The 17,662-nt window shown below is 64.7% G+C and carries 22 protein-coding genes and 1 tRNA gene; 12 read left to right on the forward strand and 11 right to left on the reverse strand.

Annotation, left to right across the window (positions count from 1 at the left end):
- The first annotated feature begins 38 nt into the window (after positions 1–38).
- Positions 39–1,118, forward strand: coding sequence for a PA0069 family radical SAM protein (locus G391_RS0111755; protein WP_029087686.1), 1,080 nt, complete (start codon positions 39–41; stop codon positions 1,116–1,118).
- Positions 1,119–1,121: 3 nt separating this feature from the next.
- Here the strand turns inward: G391_RS0111755 and spbR are convergent, their stop codons facing one another.
- Complete coding sequence (gene spbR, locus G391_RS0111760) at positions 1,122–2,264, reverse strand: SpbR family protein (RefSeq protein ID WP_029087687.1); 1,143 nt, start codon at positions 2,262–2,264, stop codon at positions 1,122–1,124.
- 116 nt (positions 2,265–2,380) lie between these two features.
- Here spbR and G391_RS0111765 point away from each other — a divergent pair, with 116 nt between their 5' ends.
- Positions 2,381–4,192 carry an ATP-binding response regulator gene (locus G391_RS0111765; protein ID WP_245572097.1) on the forward strand — a complete coding sequence of 604 codons (1,812 nt, stop codon included), beginning with the start codon at positions 2,381–2,383 and terminating at the stop codon, positions 4,190–4,192.
- A 27-nt stretch (positions 4,193–4,219) separates the two neighbouring features.
- Positions 4,220–5,002, forward strand: a complete 783-nt coding sequence (ygfZ, locus tag G391_RS0111770) for a CAF17-like 4Fe-4S cluster assembly/insertion protein YgfZ (RefSeq protein ID WP_029087689.1) — start codon at positions 4,220–4,222, stop codon at positions 5,000–5,002.
- Here the strand turns inward: ygfZ and G391_RS0111775 are convergent.
- A complete protein-coding gene (locus tag G391_RS0111775; RefSeq protein ID WP_029087690.1) occupies positions 4,985–5,782 on the reverse strand; it encodes a TrmH family RNA methyltransferase in 798 nt (265 codons plus the stop codon). The genes ygfZ and G391_RS0111775 overlap by 18 nt on opposite strands.
- Positions 5,783–5,950: 168 nt before the next feature.
- On the opposite strand from G391_RS0111775, the gene G391_RS0111780 reads away from it, so the two are divergent.
- From G391_RS0111780 to G391_RS0111805, 6 genes are all read left to right on the forward strand, one after another.
- Positions 5,951–6,025: transfer RNA gene (locus G391_RS0111780), tRNA-Asn, on the forward strand.
- A 166-nt stretch (positions 6,026–6,191) separates the two neighbouring features.
- The gene (locus tag G391_RS0111785; RefSeq protein ID WP_245572098.1) at positions 6,192–6,551 is read left to right on the forward strand and encodes an AtpZ/AtpI family protein; all 360 of its coding nucleotides are present in this window, start codon (positions 6,192–6,194) and stop codon (positions 6,549–6,551) included.
- A 5-nt stretch (positions 6,552–6,556) separates the two neighbouring features.
- The gene (locus tag G391_RS0111790) at positions 6,557–7,330 is read left to right on the forward strand and encodes a F0F1 ATP synthase subunit A (RefSeq protein WP_029087692.1); all 774 of its coding nucleotides are present in this window, start codon (positions 6,557–6,559) and stop codon (positions 7,328–7,330) included.
- A 52-nt stretch (positions 7,331–7,382) separates the two neighbouring features.
- Positions 7,383–7,607 carry a F0F1 ATP synthase subunit C gene (locus G391_RS0111795; RefSeq protein WP_029087693.1) on the forward strand — a complete coding sequence of 75 codons (225 nt, stop codon included), beginning with the start codon at positions 7,383–7,385 and terminating at the stop codon, positions 7,605–7,607.
- Between the two features lie 61 nt (positions 7,608–7,668).
- Positions 7,669–8,238: a F0F1 ATP synthase subunit B family protein gene (locus G391_RS0111800; RefSeq protein ID WP_029087694.1), complete on the forward strand. Its 570-nt coding sequence runs from the start codon at positions 7,669–7,671 to the stop codon at positions 8,236–8,238.
- Positions 8,238–8,750, forward strand: coding sequence for a F0F1 ATP synthase subunit B family protein (locus tag G391_RS0111805; protein WP_029087695.1), 513 nt, complete (start codon positions 8,238–8,240; stop codon positions 8,748–8,750). The genes G391_RS0111800 and G391_RS0111805 overlap by 1 nt, the downstream gene beginning before the upstream one ends.
- A 59-nt stretch (positions 8,751–8,809) precedes the next feature.
- On the opposite strand, the gene G391_RS14795 is transcribed toward G391_RS0111805, so the two are convergent.
- The 4 genes from G391_RS14795 to G391_RS0111825 all read right to left on the reverse strand — a co-directional run bounded on the left by G391_RS14795 (position 8,810) and on the right by G391_RS0111825 (position 11,538).
- Entirely contained in the window at positions 8,810–9,316 is a 507-nt protein-coding gene (locus G391_RS14795) for a DUF6789 family protein (protein WP_051257356.1), read from the reverse strand.
- A gap of 220 nt (positions 9,317–9,536) precedes the next feature.
- Entirely contained in the window at positions 9,537–9,953 is a 417-nt protein-coding gene (locus tag G391_RS0111815) for a hypothetical protein (RefSeq protein ID WP_029087696.1), read from the reverse strand.
- 212 nt (positions 9,954–10,165) lie between these two features.
- Entirely contained in the window at positions 10,166–10,777 is a 612-nt protein-coding gene (locus G391_RS14800) for a DJ-1/PfpI family protein (RefSeq protein ID WP_051257357.1), read from the reverse strand.
- Entirely contained in the window at positions 10,774–11,538 is a 765-nt protein-coding gene (locus G391_RS0111825) for a hypothetical protein (RefSeq protein WP_029087697.1), read from the reverse strand. The genes G391_RS14800 and G391_RS0111825 overlap by 4 nt, the downstream gene beginning before the upstream one ends.
- 61 nt (positions 11,539–11,599) lie before the next feature.
- Between G391_RS0111825 and trmFO the strand changes: the two genes are divergently transcribed.
- The gene (gene trmFO, locus G391_RS0111830) at positions 11,600–12,979 is read left to right on the forward strand and encodes a methylenetetrahydrofolate--tRNA-(uracil(54)-C(5))-methyltransferase (FADH(2)-oxidizing) TrmFO (protein WP_029087698.1); all 1,380 of its coding nucleotides are present in this window, start codon (positions 11,600–11,602) and stop codon (positions 12,977–12,979) included.
- Complete coding sequence (locus G391_RS0111835) at positions 12,979–13,440, forward strand: GNAT family N-acetyltransferase (protein ID WP_035304497.1); 462 nt, start codon at positions 12,979–12,981, stop codon at positions 13,438–13,440. Before trmFO ends, G391_RS0111835 begins: the two co-directional genes overlap by 1 nt.
- 18 nt (positions 13,441–13,458) lie before the next feature.
- On the opposite strand, the gene G391_RS0111840 is transcribed toward G391_RS0111835, so the two are convergent.
- Complete coding sequence (locus G391_RS0111840) at positions 13,459–14,166, reverse strand: VIT1/CCC1 transporter family protein (RefSeq protein WP_029087700.1); 708 nt, start codon at positions 14,164–14,166, stop codon at positions 13,459–13,461.
- Between the two features lie 18 nt (positions 14,167–14,184).
- Positions 14,185–15,006 carry a hypothetical protein gene (locus tag G391_RS0111845; RefSeq protein ID WP_029087701.1) on the reverse strand — a complete coding sequence of 274 codons (822 nt, stop codon included), beginning with the start codon at positions 15,004–15,006 and terminating at the stop codon, positions 14,185–14,187.
- A gap of 68 nt (positions 15,007–15,074) precedes the next feature.
- On the opposite strand from G391_RS0111845, the gene G391_RS14805 reads away from it, so the two are divergent.
- The gene (locus G391_RS14805) at positions 15,075–15,956 is read left to right on the forward strand and encodes an oxygenase MpaB family protein (RefSeq protein WP_051257358.1); all 882 of its coding nucleotides are present in this window, start codon (positions 15,075–15,077) and stop codon (positions 15,954–15,956) included.
- Here G391_RS14805 and G391_RS0111855 read toward each other — a convergent pair.
- The 3 genes from G391_RS0111855 to G391_RS15730 form a co-directional block, all read right to left on the reverse strand.
- Positions 15,953–16,240 carry a hypothetical protein gene (locus G391_RS0111855; protein ID WP_029087702.1) on the reverse strand — a complete coding sequence of 96 codons (288 nt, stop codon included), beginning with the start codon at positions 16,238–16,240 and terminating at the stop codon, positions 15,953–15,955. The genes G391_RS14805 and G391_RS0111855 overlap by 4 nt on opposite strands.
- Positions 16,241–16,410: 170 nt before the next feature.
- Positions 16,411–17,133, reverse strand: coding sequence for a glutathione S-transferase N-terminal domain-containing protein (locus tag G391_RS0111860; RefSeq protein ID WP_029087703.1), 723 nt, complete (start codon positions 17,131–17,133; stop codon positions 16,411–16,413).
- Between the two features lie 210 nt (positions 17,134–17,343).
- The coding region (locus tag G391_RS15730) for a hypothetical protein (protein WP_029087704.1) at positions 17,344–17,662 on the reverse strand (319 nt) is incomplete at its 5' end.

A 17,662-nucleotide genomic window follows, 5' to 3' on the forward strand; every position in this document is an offset into this window, starting at 1 on the left:
GTTCTTGCTTTGTTCGCGTCTCCCGCTATCTTCCCTCTATGCCCGGCAAGACCGAGATCAAGGGACGCGGCGCGCGGTCGAATGCGACCAGCCGCTATATCGCCGACAAGCGCGAGGCCTTCGATGACGGCTGGGACGAGGCTGGGGATGCGCCCCCTCGCCTCGACACCACCCTGATGCCCGAGCGGGCGCGCAAGATCATTTCCTCCAACGACAGCCCCGACATCGGCTTTGACCGCTCGGTCAATCCTTACAAGGGCTGCGAGCATGGCTGCATCTACTGCTACGCTCGGCCCAATCACGCCTATCTCGGCCTCTCCCCCGGCCAGGATTTCGAGACGAAAATCTTCTTCAAGCCGGATGCCGCCCGCCTGCTTGAGGCCGAGCTATCCCGCCCGAAATACCGGCCCAAGCTGATCCACATCGGTGGCGACACCGACCCCTATCAGCCGGCCGAGCGCAGGCTCGAGATCACCCGCGACATCCTTCAGGTCATGGACCGGTTCAGCCACCCGGTGTCGATCATCACCAAGTCGAACCTGATCGCCCGCGACATCGACATCCTGGCGCGCCTGGCCGAACGGAACCTGACCGCTGCCTGCATCTCCATCACCACCCTGGACCGCAGCCTCGCGCGTGACATGGAGCCGCGCGCCGCCACGCCCATGCGCCGTCTCGACGCCATCCGCCGCCTGTCCGACGCCGGGATACCGGTGATGGTCGGTTTCGCCCCCGTCATCCCCGGTCTGAACGACCATGAGATGGAGGCCGTGCTCGAGGCCGCCGCCGACGCCGGGGCCGAACGGGCCATGTTTGTCACTCTGCGCCTGCCCTTGGAGATCAAGGCGCTGTTCCGCGAATGGCTAACCGACGCCCGCCCGGACCGGGCCAAGCGCGTCATCTCACTCATCCGTCAAGCGCGCGGCGGGCGCGACTACGACCCCGAATGGGGCTCGCGCATGCGCGGATCCGGCCCCCTCGCAGACCTGCTGGCCCAGCGTTTCGCCAAGACCTGCGCCCGCCTGAAGCTGAACGTTACGCGCCGCCAACTGGACACCGCGGCCTTCCAGGTGCCACCGCGCCCCGGAGATCAGCTGGGCCTGTTCGACGCCGCCTGAAAATCAGGCCGCGTTGGCAGCTCCAACCAGGATGTCCTCGGCGGGGCCATAGTCCAGCTTGTCCAGCAGATAGGCCGTGTCTTCGCGCCCGGCGTGTGGGCGCTGCGTCAGGAAGCGTTCCAGCATGCGTTGCTGAAAATGATCCCGGTCCAGATTGGCATCCTCGGTGACCATGTCACGCCAGGTGTCGACCCCGGCGCGGAAGGCCGGGAACAGCCGCGGCGGCAAGCCGGCTCGATCGTAGATGGCCTTGAGGCCCAACGGGCCGGCATCGTGAATCATCAGCCAGGCGCGGGAATGGGCCACCCCCGACAGCTCTGAGATACCGTACTCAAACAGGGGCATGACCCCCCGCGCGAGCGCCCGTAGCAGCAGCGAGGCGGTCAGCACCTTGCGCGCATTCAACTGCGCCACGAAATCAGCCAGATCCTGGGTCGCCGACGCCTGATCGATCAGGTCCACCGTGGCCCGTTCGCGGGCTCCTGTCGCCAGACGAATGGCGGTGTCTGCCGACAGGGCGTGACGGGAAACCAGGTGTTCGCGAACCGCCTCGGAGGCCAGGCCGATCAGGCGTTCGGTTACAGCGACCGGCAACACCTTTCGATAGGCCAGGGCCGTAACGACGTCCCCTTGCGGGAAACGATCAATCGAAACCGACATGGCGCGCTCGGACAGGTCGGCATTGTCATTGGCCGCCAGCGTTCGCACCGCGTCCTCAACGCCTTCAATCGCAATGACTTCTCCCAGATCGCGCGACACGAACGGGCGACCGGCCACCGCCGTCTGACGGGTCGCGTCCCCGACCCGCAGCACCTCGATCAGATCCTCGTCCGTGAAGGCCGGCGAGAAGCCGATAATCGGCAAGGCAATCGTGTCCACATCTCGCGCCAGCTTCTGAGCGACATCGCGCGGCAACAGGTCAGACGACTTCAGGGTAACCGCCAGCGCCCGCCGTACCAGCTCGGCCGCGTCCGCCGCGAGCACACGCATGATCTTCTGGGCCGCCTCGCGCTCCATCGGATCGAGCTCATTGCGGTCCATGGCTCGACAGAGTTTGTGGGCAGCAGCCGCGCGCTCCTCTTCATCCTCCGCCTTGACCAGTCGGCGGACGTCGGCATCGGTGAGGCGGGCACGCGGCGAAATCATGGGACGAATCCAGCTTGAATGCCCCCATCATCGGCCCATCAACCCTAACGATTCTTTACCCTTTTGAGGCGCGCACGAGTAACGTGACAGCAACGGCTTGTGAGCATGATCTCGCCATGGCCGACACGCACACGAATTCCAGGATTGTGGTCCCCGAGCGCAGTTCTCCCGATTGGGACCGTGCCGTCGGGCTGATGGGGCTTGAAGCACAAGTACAGTTGCTGCCCTATGCCCTTGGCTTCTTTGGGATATGTCTTCCCGTTGTGCTGATTGTCGCGGGCCATGCAACGAACGCGGCGTGGTTTGCTACCTCACTGGTTCTCTACGCCTTCAACTGGGCGATCTTCTATGCGGTCCTCCGGTGGCGCAAGGCCAACCCGCCGACGCTGGAGAACAGCCGCCTTCACACCGGCGTTCATGTCGCCGCCGGCCTGCTGTGGGCGATGGCGCTGCTCCAGACCTCCCTTTTCGCCCAGGCCGCTGGTCCGGTCGCCGAAACCCTGCTGGTGCTATGCGCCGGAGGTGCGGTCGGCGTGATCTTCTTTTCGTCCCCGAACCTGCCAAGCCTTCTGATCGTCGGACCCGCCGTTGGGGTTGGCCCCATCCTCGCGCTCCAGGCCCATCCGATGGCTGCCACGACCGGCGTTTTCGTGTTGTGCGCCCTGGCGCTGGCCATGGCGCTGGCGCTGATCCTCAACGCCCATCTACGCAGCCACTTCGCCCTGGCCATTGAGAGAGAGGGCCTCCTGATTGAGCGCGAAGGGGCACTGGAAACGACGCGTCGGCTGGCAAAATCCAAGTCAGACATCCTGGCCACACTGTCGCACGAGATCCGCAACGGTCTGGCCGGCATCGCCCATGTGCTGGCGGGAGCCATGGGCGGCAGCACCCGAAGCCAGCCCTCGCGCGATCAACTCCAGGCGGCTCTGTCAGCCGCCCGCGATCTGGTTGGAGTCCTGGATGCAACCCTTGACTCGGAAGTGGCCGAATCCGGTCGCCTCACCGTTCAGAAGGTCCCCGTCGACGCAACATCCATGGCCAGGGACATCGCCCTGCTCCACCGCGGGTCTGCCACCTCCAAGGGGATCGAGCTTGCTGTCGAGATCGATCCGGCCCTGGCGGGCTTGTCCGGCGCGCCGGTCGGTGACACGGTTCGGGTTCGCCAGGTTCTCAGCAATCTGGTGGGCAATGCCGTCAAATATACCCAGCGCGGTCGGATCGAGATCCGCGTGTTCAGGCCCGACCACGACCATCTTCGCGTGGAAGTCGCCGACACCGGCCCCGGCCTGTCGCCCGAGGAGCTGACCCTCGCCTTCCAGCCTTTCGAACGCGTCGAACGGACGGGTGGCGGCGTCGCAGGAGCCGGGATCGGCCTGACCCTATCGCGTCGTCTTGCCGAGTTGATGGGGGGCAGGCTCGGCGCGGAAAGCACCCCGGGCCTGGGCAGTCGCTTCTGGCTTGACCTCATCTGGGACGCCACGGCCACCCTCCAGGTGGAGCCGCATGAGGCTGTCTCGCCAGCTCCCACCTCGCTACGCATCCTCGTAGCTGAGGATGACCCGCTGAACGCCGCCATGCTGCGGACCATGCTGGAGCAGATGGGCCACAAGGTCCTGGCGGTCACCGATGGCCGCCGCGGACTTGATCATTTGCGGATGGGACAGCTTGACCTGATCATGGCGGATGGACGCATGCCCGGAATGGATGGGCCCGACATGATCCGCACCCTGCGCGCCCAACCCGGCACACAGGCCAGCCTTCCGGTTATCGCCGTAACGGGGGGCGATGCCGAAGAGGTTCAGGCCATGCTTGATGCCGGCGCGGACGTCGCCCTGCGCAAGCCCATCACAGTGAGCGCCCTGGCCAGGGCGCTCGCCGACGCCGATCAGGTCCGATCTTCGCGAAATCCACGCCGGGATGTCGCCTGACCAGTCCGGACCGCCTAGATAGGGGCCATGCCCACTGTTCGTCTTGATGATCGTGCCCTCATCTCTGTGCAGGGACCAGACGCGCGGTCCTTTCTCCAAGGGCTGCTGACACAGGACGTCGATAGCCTGGAGGCAGGCGAACTCCGGTATGGGGCCCTCCTCGGCCCACAAGGACGCCTGCTGGCTGATCTCTTTCTTCTTGGTGAGCCGGAAGGCATTCTTCTGGATTGCCGAGCGGAACAGCGTGACGCTCTCCTTCAACGATTGAGCCTGTATCGCCTCCGCGCGAACGTCCGCCTTGCCGCCGATGATCGGTCTGTGTTCGCCGCCTGGGGGACCGACATGGCCGGTTGGCCTGCCGATCCCCGACTGCCGAATCTGGGCCGCCGATTCTATGGGGCTGTCGTCCCGAACCAGGCGACAGATGATTGGCGCAAGCGACAGCTGGACCTGGGCGTGCCTTCGTCCGAGGATTTCCGCCTCGATGTCGACTACCCTATCGAGTGCAACCTCGACCTCCTGAACGGGATCGCCTTCCACAAGGGCTGTTTCGTCGGCCAGGAAGTGACGTCGCGCATGAAGCGGCGTGGCAAGGTCAAGTCTCGGCTTCTTCCCGTCTCATTTGATGGGGCCGCCCCGTCCTTCGGTCAGGAGGTTCTCCGTGGCGACCTGCGCGCCGGCGAAATTCGAAGTAGCTGTGACGGGCGAGGCATGGCCCTCCTGCGCCTTGACCGTCTGGACGGCTCGCTTACCGTAGAGGGACAACGGGTGCAGGTTCACATCCCGGACTGGCTAGATCTGGCTGGCTAGGTGATGCAGGGCGATGGCCGCTGCCGTCCCCACGTTCAGCGAATCGAATCCCGGGGACATCGGAATCGAAAGACGGCGGCTTTTCGCCAATATCGATGGCGACAGCCCCGGCCCTTCTGCACCGACGATGACGGCGACCGGCCCTTCCGCTCGCACCTGCGACAAGACCTCCTCGCCTGAAGGCGTCAGGGCCCACGGCGCATAGCCAAATCGTGACAGGAGCTCGATAAAGTCTTGCCCGCGACCCAGCCGGACCCAGGGCGTGATCAAGCTCGCCCCGACCGACACACGGATCGCTTTACGATAGAGCGGATCGCACGCGGTCGAATCGAGCACGACGGCCCGGGCTCCGAATCCGGCGGCAGCCCTGAACAGCCCACCCATATTGTCGTGATTACCCACCCCGGCGACGACCAAAATGCGATCGCCCGGGCCGGGGTTCGCCAGCACCTCATCTGCCGTCGCCGGCGCGCCGATTCGACCGATACCGAGGATTCCCCGGTGAATCGGAAATCCGACCACCGAATCCATCACCGCCGGACTTGCGACATAGACCGGCACCGGTGTCGTCTCGACTAGATCCGCCAGCGCAGCCACACGGTTTTCCGCAATCAACACCGACTCGGCTTCATATCGGCTGCCGGCCTTCAGCAGGTGGCGCAACACCACCTCGCCTTCGGCCACGAAGCGTCCCTGCCGCCCCACCAGATCGCGTTCGCGCACAAGGGTGTAGGCCTCAATCCGGGCATCTTGCGGGTCGTTGACGGCGATCAGGGACATTAAGCACGCCTTAACCAAATCAGTGAGATTTAGGTAATGTCTTCTTCTCTCTTGGAGACACCCCATCACCAGACTTCATAAAGCCCGGCCCGTGCCGGGCTCTTTTTTTGGGGGTGCTTGCGCGGGCCGTTTGAGGGCTGCTATAGGCCCGCCTCCGATGACTTCTGTTCCGCGGTAGCTCAGTGGTAGAGCAGCCGACTGTTAATCGGCTGGTCGTAGGTTCGAATCCTACCCGCGGAGCCATCGGTCCCGACGCCGTGAACGGCGCTCGAAAAAACCCACAACAAAACAAGCCTCTAAATAGCGCCTGGCCGCCCTTGACCATTCGCGGTCGCGCCTATAGGTTCCGCGCCGATTTCAGACCCCCTCCGGCGTTCGCGTCGGGGCGCTGAGCGGCAACCTAATGTCCATGTCACCTGAATCGCGCGAAGAGGCGATCAAACGCCTCAACGAGCAGGCTGACGCTTTGGAGCGGCGGACCGAAAACCGCTTGGCTCAGGAGCTTGCCGGACAGAAGGCGGCTGGCCAGGCCTGGAAGATCATCGCCGATCTCTTCGGCGGCGTGCTTCTGGGGATCGCAATCGGATTTGGTGTCGACCACTTTGCGCACACCTCGCCGGTTGGAATTATCAGCGGCGTCCTTTTGGGCTTCGCTCTTTCGGTGTGGATGGCTTGGCGGACCGCCAGACGCATTCAGGCCGAAGCCGAACAAGCCGGGGTGGTTCCGCAGGACCTGCCCTTTGACGACGACGAAGAAGAAGACGCTTAGACCCGATGGCCGATCCGCTTCACCAGTTCCAGATTCAGAAGATCGTCGATCTTCCCGATGTGACCCTGCCCGGTATCGGGCCGGTCGATCTGGCAATCACCAATTCGCACGTCGCCATGACGATCGCTTTTGTGGTGGTTGTCGCCTTCCTGGCGATCGTCACGGGCGGAGCCAAGGTGGTGCCGGGTCGCCTTCAGTCCGTCGGGGAAACCCTGTTCGGCATGATCGACAACATGACGGACTCGATCATCGGCCATGACGGTCGCAAGTACTTCCCGTTCGTCTTCACCATCTTCCTGTTCATCCTGGCGATGAACGTCCTGGGGATGTTCCTGTCCTTCACCGCCACGTCTCAGCTGGCCATTACCGCGACCTTTGCGCTGCTGACCTTTGGTCTGGTGCTGGTGGTCGGGTTTGCGCGCAACGGCCTGGGCTTCTTCGCCCTGTTCTGGCCGACCGGTGCGCCGCTGGTGATGCGCCCGGTTGTTGGCCTCATCGAGTTCTTCTCGTTCATGCTTCGTCCGATCACCCTCATGCTTCGTCTGTTCGGCAACATGATGGGTGGCCACATCGCTCTGAAGGTGTTCGCCGGTTTCGTCGCCACCGCTGTGATTGGTACTGCGGGTGCCGCCGGCTTCTTCATCGCCCCGCTCTCGCTCGGCATGACGGTTGGCCTCACCGCCCTGGAATTCCTCGTGGCCTTCCTTCAGGCCTTCGTTTTCGCTGTTCTGACCTGCATCTATCTCAATGATGTGGTCAACCTGGGTCATGGCCACTAAGGCACCCAGTTCCCTTCCCACCAACGACCAACCAACTAGGACTTAGAGAACCATGGAAGCAGAAGCCGCCAAGCTCATCGGTGCCGGCATCGCGATGTCGGGCATGATCGGCGCCGGCATCGGCGTCGGAAACATCTTCGGCAATTTCGTCGCGGGTGCCCTGCGCAACCCGTCGGCCGCCGCCTCGCAGGTCGGTAACCTGTTCGTCGGTGCCGCCCTTGCCGAGGCCCTGGGCATCCTGGCCTTCGTCATGGGCATCCTGATCTGGATTTCGTAATCCAGTCTGAAGCGGTCGGCTCACGCGCCGACCGCGCCCTGCCTTTCTGACGTAGAGACCGATGGCTGATCCTCACGCCCCCGCCGCCGCTGACGCCCATGGCGCTGCGGCTGACACGCACGCCTCCACCGAAGCCGACCACGGCTCCGGCGGCTTGCCGCAATTCGAGTTCCAGCACTGGGGCGGCCAGATCATCTATCTGGTTTTCCTGTTCCTCGTTCTCTACTTGCTGATCGACAAGATCTTTGCGCCGCGTATGCGCAGGGTCTTCGATGAGCGTGCCGAAACCATCGGCAAGGCCGTCGAGGATGCTCGCCGCGTCCAGAATGAAGCTCAGAACCAGGCCGAAGCCGGGCAGTCCGAGCTGGCCGAGGCCCGCGCGTCGGCTCGTCGTAGCGCCGATGCGGCCAAGGCACGCGTCAACGAAGACATTGCCCGTCGCACCGCTGAGGCTGAAGCCGTCCAGGCTGGCCGCGTCGCAGAAGCCGAAGGCCGCATCGGCAAGATGCGCGACGCCGCCATGGCTCAGGTCGAGGCCGTGGCTGACGACACCACCAAGGCCATCGTCGAGAAGCTGACCGGTAAGACGGCCACCGCCGCCGAGCTGAAAGCGGCCAAGGGAGCCGCCTGATGGAATTCTTCAACCCCCACCTTTACGACCTGGCCAACCCCGAGCTCTGGGTTGCCGTTGGTCTGATCCTGTTCTTCGTCGTCGCCTGGTGGATGGGCGCGCACAAGGCCGTTGCAGCGGCACTGGACGCCAAGTCCGCCAAAATCCAGTCTGATCTAGATGAGGCCGCCCGCCTGCGCGCCGAAGCTCAGGCCATGCTGGAAAAGCTGCGTGGCGAACGTGTCGAGGCTGAGGCCCAGGCCAAGGCCATGCTCAAGGCCGCTGAGGATGAAGCTACGCGTCTCCAGGTCGAGGCGGAGGCCCGTCTGACGGAAAGCCTCGCACGCCGTGAGGCCCTGGCCGAACGCCGTATCGCGCAGGCAGAGGCCCAGGCCACCGCTGAGGTGAAAGCCGCCGCGGCGGAACAAGCCACCGCAGCAGCCGAACGTGTTCTGGCCGGACGGCTGGCGTCGGGCACCCCGGACCCCCTGCTCGACCAAGCCATCAGCCAGATTGGACCGCGCCTCAACTAGGCGCGTCGCCGATCAGAGAGACTAGGGCCCGCAGCACCGCTGCGGGCCTTTTCTTTTGCCTATTCGGCGATCGGAAGGTGGCGCTTGAGATGACCGACATCGCCGTGGAGCCGGTCGAACACACGTCCCAGCACAATCCCGAAGATCACATTGGTCACCAGCATCCAGCCCATGGTGCCAAACCCGGCCTCCAACCCGAAGATTCCCAGGCCCGCCAGTGGCATGACCGTCAGGCACATGACCAGCCAGATCGCCACCGCGAACAGGATGCCCTTGGCAGCGGGTGTATCTGTCGGAATCCGGGGGGCCAAAATCGCAAACACAGGCCCTAACACCAGGGTTCCCACGATGAAGTGGACCAGCCAGCCCACCCAGATATGGCCGAAATTCGAGCCCAGCACATTGCCGGACATGAACGCCAGCAGGGATGCAAAACTATGAAACAGCCGGTCGCCGCCCGGCGTATGCATCATGTTCTGGACCAGGTTCCCGATCAAATCGACGGCCGACACCACCACGGTCGCGACAAAGCCGGCGATCATACCTTTCTGAATGCGTGAACTCATGTTCGTCTCCCAAAGGCGCGTGGCCGTCGGAGAGGGCAATCCTAGCTTTCGCCCCGCCACGCAAAAGCTCGCGGGCACGCACTTTTAGTCGTCGTTACCAAGGCTCGGCGGCAGAAAGCACGCATCCACAAGTCGACGTGAGCTGGAGACTAGGCCGAATTCGGCCTGATTGGAAATCTCTGCCGATCAATATCTTGGGAGCTTGGCCGGACGCCCCAAACTAGGCACCGGCGGGACGACCACGCGCCAGATCCCGCACACGGCGGCGCCAGCCCGCCAGGACCCGTTGACCGCGACCGAGCAACAGCCGCTCGATTCGCAGAAACTGCTGCCAGAAGACCGGCGCAAACTCGGGCCGCTTACGCATCAGACGACGGAACGGCATGATCCAGTTCGGACGCGCTTGTTGCATTCGGATAAAGCGACGCTTGGCCCGGTACGAATTGCGCAGGATCAGCATCAGACCGACCACCGAGATCGGCAGACCGAAGGGCCCCGGCAACGGGGCGATCAGAATACCGAGCGCCACCAGAACTGCGCCTGTGACCATCGCAACCCAGCGCAGAAGCCGATGCAACAAACCCCCACGCGCCCGGCCCTTTGTCAGGGTCGGCAGGGCGGCGGTCTCAATCGTCATGGCCATCGTCATGGCTGGTGTCCAAGGGTCTTGCGGTCTTGTCGGGAAAACGCCCCACGTCGGTAATGGTGCCGCCAACTCCATTTGGGAAACCTTGCGGCCTCCGTAAAGTAGCAGACCACCGCTTTACAAAGGTTTCATGCGGCGGATTCGCGGCGGAACCGCGCCGGATCAACGGCGACGTGATTAAATCTCGGCAACGCCGGGCCTCGTCAGGCCTTCCAGATCGGCCCCAACTCGGTGCCGAGGTCCTCGAACTCACCGCGCGCCATATTCCAGTAGCCCACCACCTCGGCCTGTTTCGCCGGGTCCAGAAGTGCAGCACAGGCAACAGCAAAGCTGGCCGGAGCCGAGCCCGGAGCCGTCGCAACGACCCCGTCCGACACAGCGTGCGCCACATCGCGATACTGATCGCCGCCGGAATACTCCACCGCATTCTCTGAAAGGAACGGCCCCGAATTGGAGGTGTGTGGACGCGCATTCAGAACACCCGCGCGCGCCAGCGGCAGCGTCCCGGCACAGATCGCCGCCAACGGACGCCCCTCGTCGGCCCGCCGACGCAAGCGCGTTGACAGGGCGTCATCGTGAAAGCGCATCCAGGCATCTGATCCGATGATCACGACCAGATCAGCCTCCCCCACATCGGCGGTATCGAAGCCGGTATCCACGTCGATCATGGCGCCGCCCATCGTTTGAACGGTCTTGCCGTCCGGGCTTGCCGTGCGGATGCGAGCACCGAAGTACTCTTTCAGAATGGGAAGAACCGGCCCGTACTCCCAATCAGCCGCACCGGGTTGCAGCAGGATGACAACGGACTTGCTCATTCAGGAACTCCTTCAGGACGAACAACACGCCAAAGGCTGGTTGCAAAAGCGGCCAATAGCGGGAACTGGATGAAGGCCAGTACCCCGGCCCAGATCCAGTCAATCCAGTCGCCTGAATTCGGCAAGAGCAAGGCGCTCAGCGCCAGCAGAATCGACGGCAACAGCACACCCACCAGCCCCACCGCCGGTTTCACCCCGGAGCCTCGCGTCCAGCCCAAAGCGGCCAGCGATATGACGCGCCGCTCGGCCACGCTCGCCGGCCCGGCAGGCAACAGCCGCGCCGTCAGTGTCAGCATCAGCAACAGGGCCGCCACCTCAAGAGCCAGAAGCACAAAGGCCTTCCAACCCCCGATGACCGCGGCACTCTGGACCACCATGTTCAGATCATCGCCAGCCGCCAGTCCGGTAGCCCCCGCCGTGCCAATCAGCACAAGGCCCAGGATCATCGCGATCAGAGCCAGGAACAGGCTATTCAGCACACTCGCTCCCAGCACCCGGATCGAATCCAAGCCTAATCCGGCCAAACCAGTCTGGCCCTGCGCCGCGCGGACCAGGCCGGTCCACCCCACCAGCAAGGCTGCCAACTGGCCGATCAACAGCGGAATAGCCGCGCCCATAGGCAGAACAGCATCGCCGATGATGTTCGGTACCAGTAGGCCCAACAGCAACAACCCGCAGGCCACTGGTCCCCCGCGAACCGTCTGAAGGGCCCGCGACGGCACCGTCGCCAACAGCTGCCGGAGCCTCAAGTGTCCGCTCATCATTGCTCCCGACTCAACAAAGGGGCTCGACCCCGCGCCGAAACCTCCTAAACAGCCGCGCATGACTGTGAAACCCGTTCATGTAATCGGCGGCGGCCTGGCCGGCTCCGAAGCCACTTGGCAGATCGCCAACGCCGGCGTCCCCGTTGTCCTGCACGAGATGCGCCGAGCGGGCGTAAAAACGGATGCCCATCACACCGATGGCCTGGCTGAATTGGTCTGTTCCAACTCTTTCCGTTCGGACGACTGGGAATACAACGCGGTCGGGCTGCTGCACGCCGAGATGCGGCTGCTCGACAGCCTGATCATGGCCTCGGGCGACGCCCATCAGGTACCGGCAGGCGGTGCCCTGGCGGTCGATCGCGACGGCTTTTCGGATGCCGTGACCGAACGGCTGCTGGCCCATCCCCTCGTCACCGTCGTCGGCGAGGAGATCGCCGGCCTGCCGCCCGAGGACTGGGACAATGTGATTGTCGCCACCGGCCCCCTCACTTCCCCGGCCCTGGCGGACGCCATCCTCAAGTTGACGGGCGAGGAAAGCCTCAGCTTCTTTGACGCCATCGCCCCTATCGTCCACGCTGACTCGATCGACTTCGACATCGCCTGGCGCCAGTCGCGCTACGACAAGGCCGGCCCGGGCGGCGACGCCGCCGCCTACGTCAACTGTCCTATGGACAAGGCCCAGTATGAGGCCTTCATCGACGCCCTGCTCGACGGCCCCAAAGCCGAGTTCAAGGATTGGGAGAACGTCCCCTATTTCGACGGCTGCTTGCCGATCGAGGTCATGGCCGAGCGTGGCCGCGAGACGCTGCGCCACGGCCCGATGAAGCCGGTCGGCCTGACCAATCCGCGCGATCCGCTGGTCAAGGCCCATGCCATCGTCCAACTGCGCCAGGACAATGCGCTCGGCACCCTGTTCAACATGGTCGGCTTCCAGACCAAGCTGAAGCACGGGGCGCAGGCCGAGGTCTTCCGCATGATCCCGGGCCTCCAGGACGCCCAGTTCGCCCGCCTCGGCGGCCTGCACCGCAATACCTTCCTGAACTCACCCAAGCTGCTGGATCGCCAGCTCCGCCTGAAGGCCATGCCGCGGCTGCGCTTCGCCGGTCAGGTCACGGGCGTCGAAGGCTACGTCGAAAGCGCCGCCATGGGCCTGCTGATCGGTCGGCTGGCCGCGGCCCAAGCGCTCGGACGCGAGCTGGCCCCGCCGCCGCCGGAAACCGCCATCGGGGCTCTGGTTGAACACATCACTGGCGGGCACCTGGAGGGCTCCAAATTCCAGCCGATGAACATCAACTATGGCCTGCTGCCCCCTCTGGAGGCCCCGCGCGTCGACGAACAGGGCCAGCGCATCCCACCCAAGGATCGCGGCCGTGCCAAGAAGCGCCAGCAGAGCATCCGGGCCATGGAGGCGATGCGGGCTTGGAAGGCGGCCAGCTGATGTCTGGCGACATACGCCCCGCCGACTTTGGCCATCCGTCGGTTCAGGCCTTGCTGGAGCTGCATTTCCAGGCCTTGATCGGGGCATCGCCGCTGGGCAAGGCCCATGTGCTGGATATGTCGGCCTTGCAGGCCCCGGACATCAGCACCTGGGTCCTCTGGTCGGGCGATACGGCGGTCAGTACCGGGGCGCTGCGCCACCTCAGCGATACCCAGGGCGAGATCAAGTCCATGCGTACCCACCCGGACAGCCTGGGCGAGGGGCACGGTGCGGCCATGTTAGAGCACATTGTCGGCGAGGCGCGCCAACGCGGCTATCGCACCCTCAGCCTGGAGACCGGCACCGGCCCGGCATTCGATCCGGCCTTGCGCCTCTATCGCCGTCGCGGCTTCGTCTCAGGTCCGGCCTTTGGCTCCTATCAGGCCGGCACCTTCAACCAGTTCTTCCACCTCAGCCTGTAAGGCGGGACTGACGGCTCCCTAGCCCACCGCCCCGAACAGCCGCCCCACCAGCGCCGTTACCGCCAGCGCCATCAAGCCCCAGAAGGTCACGCGCAGGACCGGCCTCAGCATCGGCGCGCCACCGGCCCAGGCCCCCAGCGCGCCCAGGCCCACCAGGCCCAGTACGGTCGCCACGGTGATCGCCGGGCCGACCACGGCCTGCGGGCTGAGCACCGCCACGATCAGCGGGATCGCCGCCCCGGCTGAGAACGTCACCGCCGAGGCCCCTGCGGCTTCGATCGGTCGGGCGGCGGCGGCCTCGGTCAGGCCCAGTTCGTCGCGGGCGTGCGCGCCCAGGGCGTCGTGGGCCGTTAGCGCCTCCGCCACCTGGTCAGCCAGATCTTCGGACAGGCCGCGCTGCACATAGATCTCGCGCAACTCTGCCAACTCGGCTTCTGGATATTCCGCCAGTTCAAACTTCTCACGGTCGAGCTCGGCGGTTTCGACGTCCTTCTGGCTGCTGACCGAAACATACTCCCCCGCCGCCATCGACATGGCCCCGGCGACCAGTCCGGCGACACCGGACACCAGGATACTGCCCCGAGACGCCTCCGCCGCCGCCACCCCGACCATCAGGGCCGCCGTCGAGATCAGCCCGTCATTGGCCCCCAGCACCGCCGCCCGCAGCCAGCCGATGCGCGCGACCATGTGACCCTCATTGTGGCGCTTCCGGTCCTTGTTTCGCATCCGCCCTAACTCCCGTCATCAGCGCCGCCCGGCCTGGCTCTCGCGCAACGCCGCCAAGGCACCTTCGAGAAAGATCACGTCGGCCTCGAGGTTTATGCGCGCATTCGACACGCCGGAGAAATGGTAGCGCAGGTCGGTCATCACGGCTGGATCAGACCGCAGGACCCGCGCGGCGGCCTCGAAGCGACCCTGCGGTAGGTCGAGCTGGCAATCCTGGCGAAACCCGGTGGTCTGCCCTTGCCCGTCACGGACATCGCTGCAGCCGGCCCGGATCTCGCGCTGGACATCGTGCGGGATCAGGCCCCGGACACGCCGCCGATAATAGGAATCCCGCAACGGCTCGGACGAGGTTCGCGCCGTGTCATCGGCGAAATAGGCCGACGCCCCATTTTCAATCGCCGCCCTCGGCAAGAGCGCCAGGTCGCCCGAGGAAACGATCTCGTCCCAGGTCGCGGTCGTCGGCGGCGCATAGTTGTATTCCGTCGCCCGATAGGCGCTGATCACGAGCTCACGCGCGTCCGCGTCCGGCTGTTCGAGCAGCGCATAGGCGCGCTCGGCGCTGTCGTAGACATCCCCGTAGTAGCCGACCATTCCCCGCCGATTGCGCAGGTCGCTCTCCATGTCGGCAATCAGCCGGTCGACATAGACTTCGCCTCGGCGCTTGTCGGCCTGCGCCGCTGCCCAGGTATTGACCTGCAAACCGAGATAGACCCCGAGCACGACGATCAGCAACTCGATAGCGACGGCGAACCAGTCCTGTCGTCGCAGGTGCTGGGCGAAACGACGCAGGAACGTTGCCCTCCGCGCCGGCTCAACGTCAGTCTCTACCGGTTCGGTCATGGCCCCTCCGCGTGACGACGCTATCCGGGCCTCTGCACCCCGACAAGTGGTCATGTTAATCCCCGGCGATGATGCCGTTGCTCGATCCCCGCGCCCATCTGCGCACCCAGGTCACCCGCCTGTTCAACGATGCCTCAAAGGGCGACCGCCCCGTCACGCGCCGGGCCGACGCCCTGTTCGCGCCCGACTCGGTCGGCTGGCGAGTGCACGGCGACGTCGTCACCATGCTGATCGGCGGGGTCGATAGCCTGTTGCTGCAAATGCTGCACCCGGCGGTGCTGGCGGGCGTGTGGGACCATTCTGACTTCCGCAACGATATGATGGCCCGCCTGCGCTCGACGGCCAAGTTCATTGCCCGCACCACCTACGACCATGCGGACGAGGCCCATGCGATCATCGCCAGAGTCCGCAAGATCCATGATCATGTCTCGGGAACCCTGCCGGACGGCACGCCCTACCGGGCGAACGACCCGCATCTGTTGTCCTGGGTCCATGTCGCCGAGGCGGTCAGCTTTCTCGACGCCTGGATCGCCTATGGCGAGCCGACCATGAGCCGCGCCGATCAGGATCAGTATTTCGGGGAGATGGCGGTCATCGGTCGCCTCGTCGGGGCCGACGACGTGCCTGGAACCCGAGCCGAGGCCGAGGCCCTCATCGCGCGGTTTCGGCCTGAACTGAAGGTGGACCACCGCACCCGCGAGGTCGCCGGGCTGGTGCTGAACCAGACGGTCGGTCCGCCGACGGCCGTGGTTCCGTCAAAAATCCTGATGCAGGCTGCGGTCGATCTGTTGCCGGACTGGGCCCGCGAGATGCACGGACTGAAGGCCTCTCGCCTGCGACGTCTGGCTGTCCGCGAGGGGGCGCTCGCCATGGCCCGCACCTTGCGCTGGGCCTTCGACGGCTCGCCCAACCGGCGGGTGCTCCCGCCGGGTCAGTTCATGGACGTCTAGGCCGCCAGCGTCGAGGTGCCGGCGTCGAGCCAGCGGCGCGCCGCGCGCTGGGCCTCAGCGACATCTTCGCGTTCCATTTCGCCGGCCAGTTCGCGGCGATAGATCTTCGCCTCTTCCGAACCCTTCATGGCGGCCAGGTTGAAGATCATATGGGCCGAAACCAGGTCCATGGGCGCACCGCCCTGACCGGTCGAATACATCAGCCCCAGCTTGAACAGGTCGTCACCGGACATTTCCGGCGTCGGCAGCGGCAGGCTTTCAGCCGTTTCCATCTGCGTTTCCATCGTCATTCCCTCTCAAGGACCGTTCTGGTCCCTTCCTGATGACGTGATGAAAGCGCCTGTCTGCTGAAGGTAGAGTTAACCGCAAACGCCGATTCGCAGGTTTTTCGCTAAGAAAAAGTGAAATCCAATCAGTCTGTTAAGGCGTTGGAGAGACTCTGGAAAGCCCTGATTCACACTTCACGTTGACCGAACAGAACCCGGCGGGCCTGGTCGGCCCCCGCCCCTGGGGCGGCAAGATTGCCCCGCATCTCCTTGCCGAGCGCCATACCTCTTTGCACCGCCGGACGCGCGCCGACACGCTCGAACCAGTCCTTCAGGTTCGGCGTCCGGTCGAGGTCTTGTCCCTGATTGCGGTGCGGGACGATCCACGGCCAGATGGCCATGTCCGCTATCGAATAGTCGCCCGCCACATAATCCCGGTCAGCCAACCGTCGGTCCAGGACGCTGTAAAGCCGCCGGACTTCGTCGGTGTAACGGCGAACTCCATAGGCCAGTGCTCGCTGATCCTTGACCATGGCCGGCGCGTACTGACGGAAGTGGTGGGTTTGACCGGCCATCGGTCCCAGGCCCCCAACCTGCCAGAACAACCACTCTTCAACCGATGCGCGGACTTGTGCAGCCTGCGGATAGAACTGGTCGGAGATCCGCCCCAGGTGCTGAAGGATGGCCCCGGACTCGAACACCGACAGCGGCTCACCGTCGGCCCCCGTCGGATCGATGATGGCAGGCATCCGACCGTTGGGACTGATCGCCTGGAAGGCCGCAGAAAACTGCTCTCCCTTGCCGATGTTCACCAGCTTGAGTTCATAGGGTAGCCCCATTTCCTCCAGGGCAATGCTGATCTTCCAGCCGTTGGGGGTCGGCCAATAGTAGAGCTCGATGGGCGGTCGCATCACTTCATCCTCTTTCGCGTTGATCCCGTCAGGCGGCGTCAGGCCCGGTTCAGACGGGGTTCATGGACCGGAAACCATGTTACCGCCCAAGGGCTGCTCTACGACCTAATGGGAAGGTTGATCATGAAAAAGACTTTGGTGATGAGTGTCGCCATCCTGACTGCGGCCAGCCCCGTCTTCGCGGCCGGCTCGGTTCAGGCCCGCGACACCTCAAACAGCGCCATCCTGCGTCTGGCCGACACGGCGATGCAGGAGCAATCCATTCAAGATACCCCCCCGCGCGAGCGGGGCGAACGCGGCGGTCGCCGAGGCGGTCGTGGTGAAGGCCGAGGCCAACAAGGCGGTGGCCAGCAAGGCGGTGGCCAGCAAGGCGGTGGCCAGCAAGGTGGCGGTCAGCAAGGCGGTGGCCGTCAGGGCGGCGGTCAGCAAGGCGGTGGTGATCGCGGTGGTCAGCAAGGCGGTGGTGATCGCGGTGGCCAGCAAGGCGGCGGTGATCGCGGCGGGCGTCAGGGCGGCGGTGACCGCGGTG

The organism is Brevundimonas aveniformis DSM 17977 (assembly GCF_000428765.1).
GTDB classification, from domain to species: Bacteria; Pseudomonadota; Alphaproteobacteria; order Caulobacterales; family Caulobacteraceae; genus Brevundimonas; species Brevundimonas aveniformis.

Excerpts from the sequence above, each read along its gene's own strand:
- G391_RS0111785 (WP_245572098.1), top strand. The coding sequence starts at position 6,192 with ATGTCACCTGAATCGCGCGAAGAGGCGATCAAACGCCTCAACGAGCAG.
- G391_RS0111755 (WP_029087686.1), top strand. The coding sequence starts at position 39 with ATGCCCGGCAAGACCGAGATCAAGGGACGCGGCGCGCGGTCGAATGCG.
- G391_RS0111855 (WP_029087702.1), bottom strand. The coding sequence starts at position 16,240 with ATGGAAACGCAGATGGAAACGGCTGAAAGCCTGCCGCTGCCGACGCCG.
- G391_RS0111840 (WP_029087700.1), bottom strand. The coding sequence starts at position 14,166 with ATGCGAAACAAGGACCGGAAGCGCCACAATGAGGGTCACATGGTCGCG.
- spbR (WP_029087687.1), bottom strand. The coding sequence starts at position 2,264 with ATGATTTCGCCGCGTGCCCGCCTCACCGATGCCGACGTCCGCCGACTG.
- G391_RS14805 (WP_051257358.1), top strand. The coding sequence starts at position 15,075 with ATGATGCCGTTGCTCGATCCCCGCGCCCATCTGCGCACCCAGGTCACC.
- G391_RS0111800 (WP_029087694.1), top strand. The coding sequence starts at position 7,669 with ATGGCTGATCCTCACGCCCCCGCCGCCGCTGACGCCCATGGCGCTGCG.
- G391_RS0111860 (WP_029087703.1), bottom strand. The coding sequence starts at position 17,133 with ATGCGACCGCCCATCGAGCTCTACTATTGGCCGACCCCCAACGGCTGG.
- G391_RS0111815 (WP_029087696.1), bottom strand. The coding sequence starts at position 9,953 with ATGACGATTGAGACCGCCGCCCTGCCGACCCTGACAAAGGGCCGGGCG.
- G391_RS14795 (WP_051257356.1), bottom strand. The coding sequence starts at position 9,316 with ATGAGTTCACGCATTCAGAAAGGTATGATCGCCGGCTTTGTCGCGACC.
- G391_RS0111775 (WP_029087690.1), bottom strand. The coding sequence starts at position 5,782 with ATGTCCCTGATCGCCGTCAACGACCCGCAAGATGCCCGGATTGAGGCC.
- G391_RS0111845 (WP_029087701.1), bottom strand. The coding sequence starts at position 15,006 with ATGACCGAACCGGTAGAGACTGACGTTGAGCCGGCGCGGAGGGCAACG.
- G391_RS0111765 (WP_245572097.1), top strand. The coding sequence starts at position 2,381 with ATGGCCGACACGCACACGAATTCCAGGATTGTGGTCCCCGAGCGCAGT.
- G391_RS0111835 (WP_035304497.1), top strand. The coding sequence starts at position 12,979 with ATGTCTGGCGACATACGCCCCGCCGACTTTGGCCATCCGTCGGTTCAG.
- G391_RS0111805 (WP_029087695.1), top strand. The coding sequence starts at position 8,238 with ATGGAATTCTTCAACCCCCACCTTTACGACCTGGCCAACCCCGAGCTC.
- trmFO (WP_029087698.1), top strand. The coding sequence starts at position 11,600 with ATGACTGTGAAACCCGTTCATGTAATCGGCGGCGGCCTGGCCGGCTCC.
- G391_RS0111825 (WP_029087697.1), bottom strand. The coding sequence starts at position 11,538 with ATGAGCGGACACTTGAGGCTCCGGCAGCTGTTGGCGACGGTGCCGTCG.
- G391_RS0111795 (WP_029087693.1), top strand. The coding sequence starts at position 7,383 with ATGGAAGCAGAAGCCGCCAAGCTCATCGGTGCCGGCATCGCGATGTCG.
- ygfZ (WP_029087689.1), top strand. The coding sequence starts at position 4,220 with ATGCCCACTGTTCGTCTTGATGATCGTGCCCTCATCTCTGTGCAGGGA.
- G391_RS0111790 (WP_029087692.1), top strand. The coding sequence starts at position 6,557 with ATGGCCGATCCGCTTCACCAGTTCCAGATTCAGAAGATCGTCGATCTT.
- G391_RS14800 (WP_051257357.1), bottom strand. The coding sequence starts at position 10,777 with ATGAGCAAGTCCGTTGTCATCCTGCTGCAACCCGGTGCGGCTGATTGG.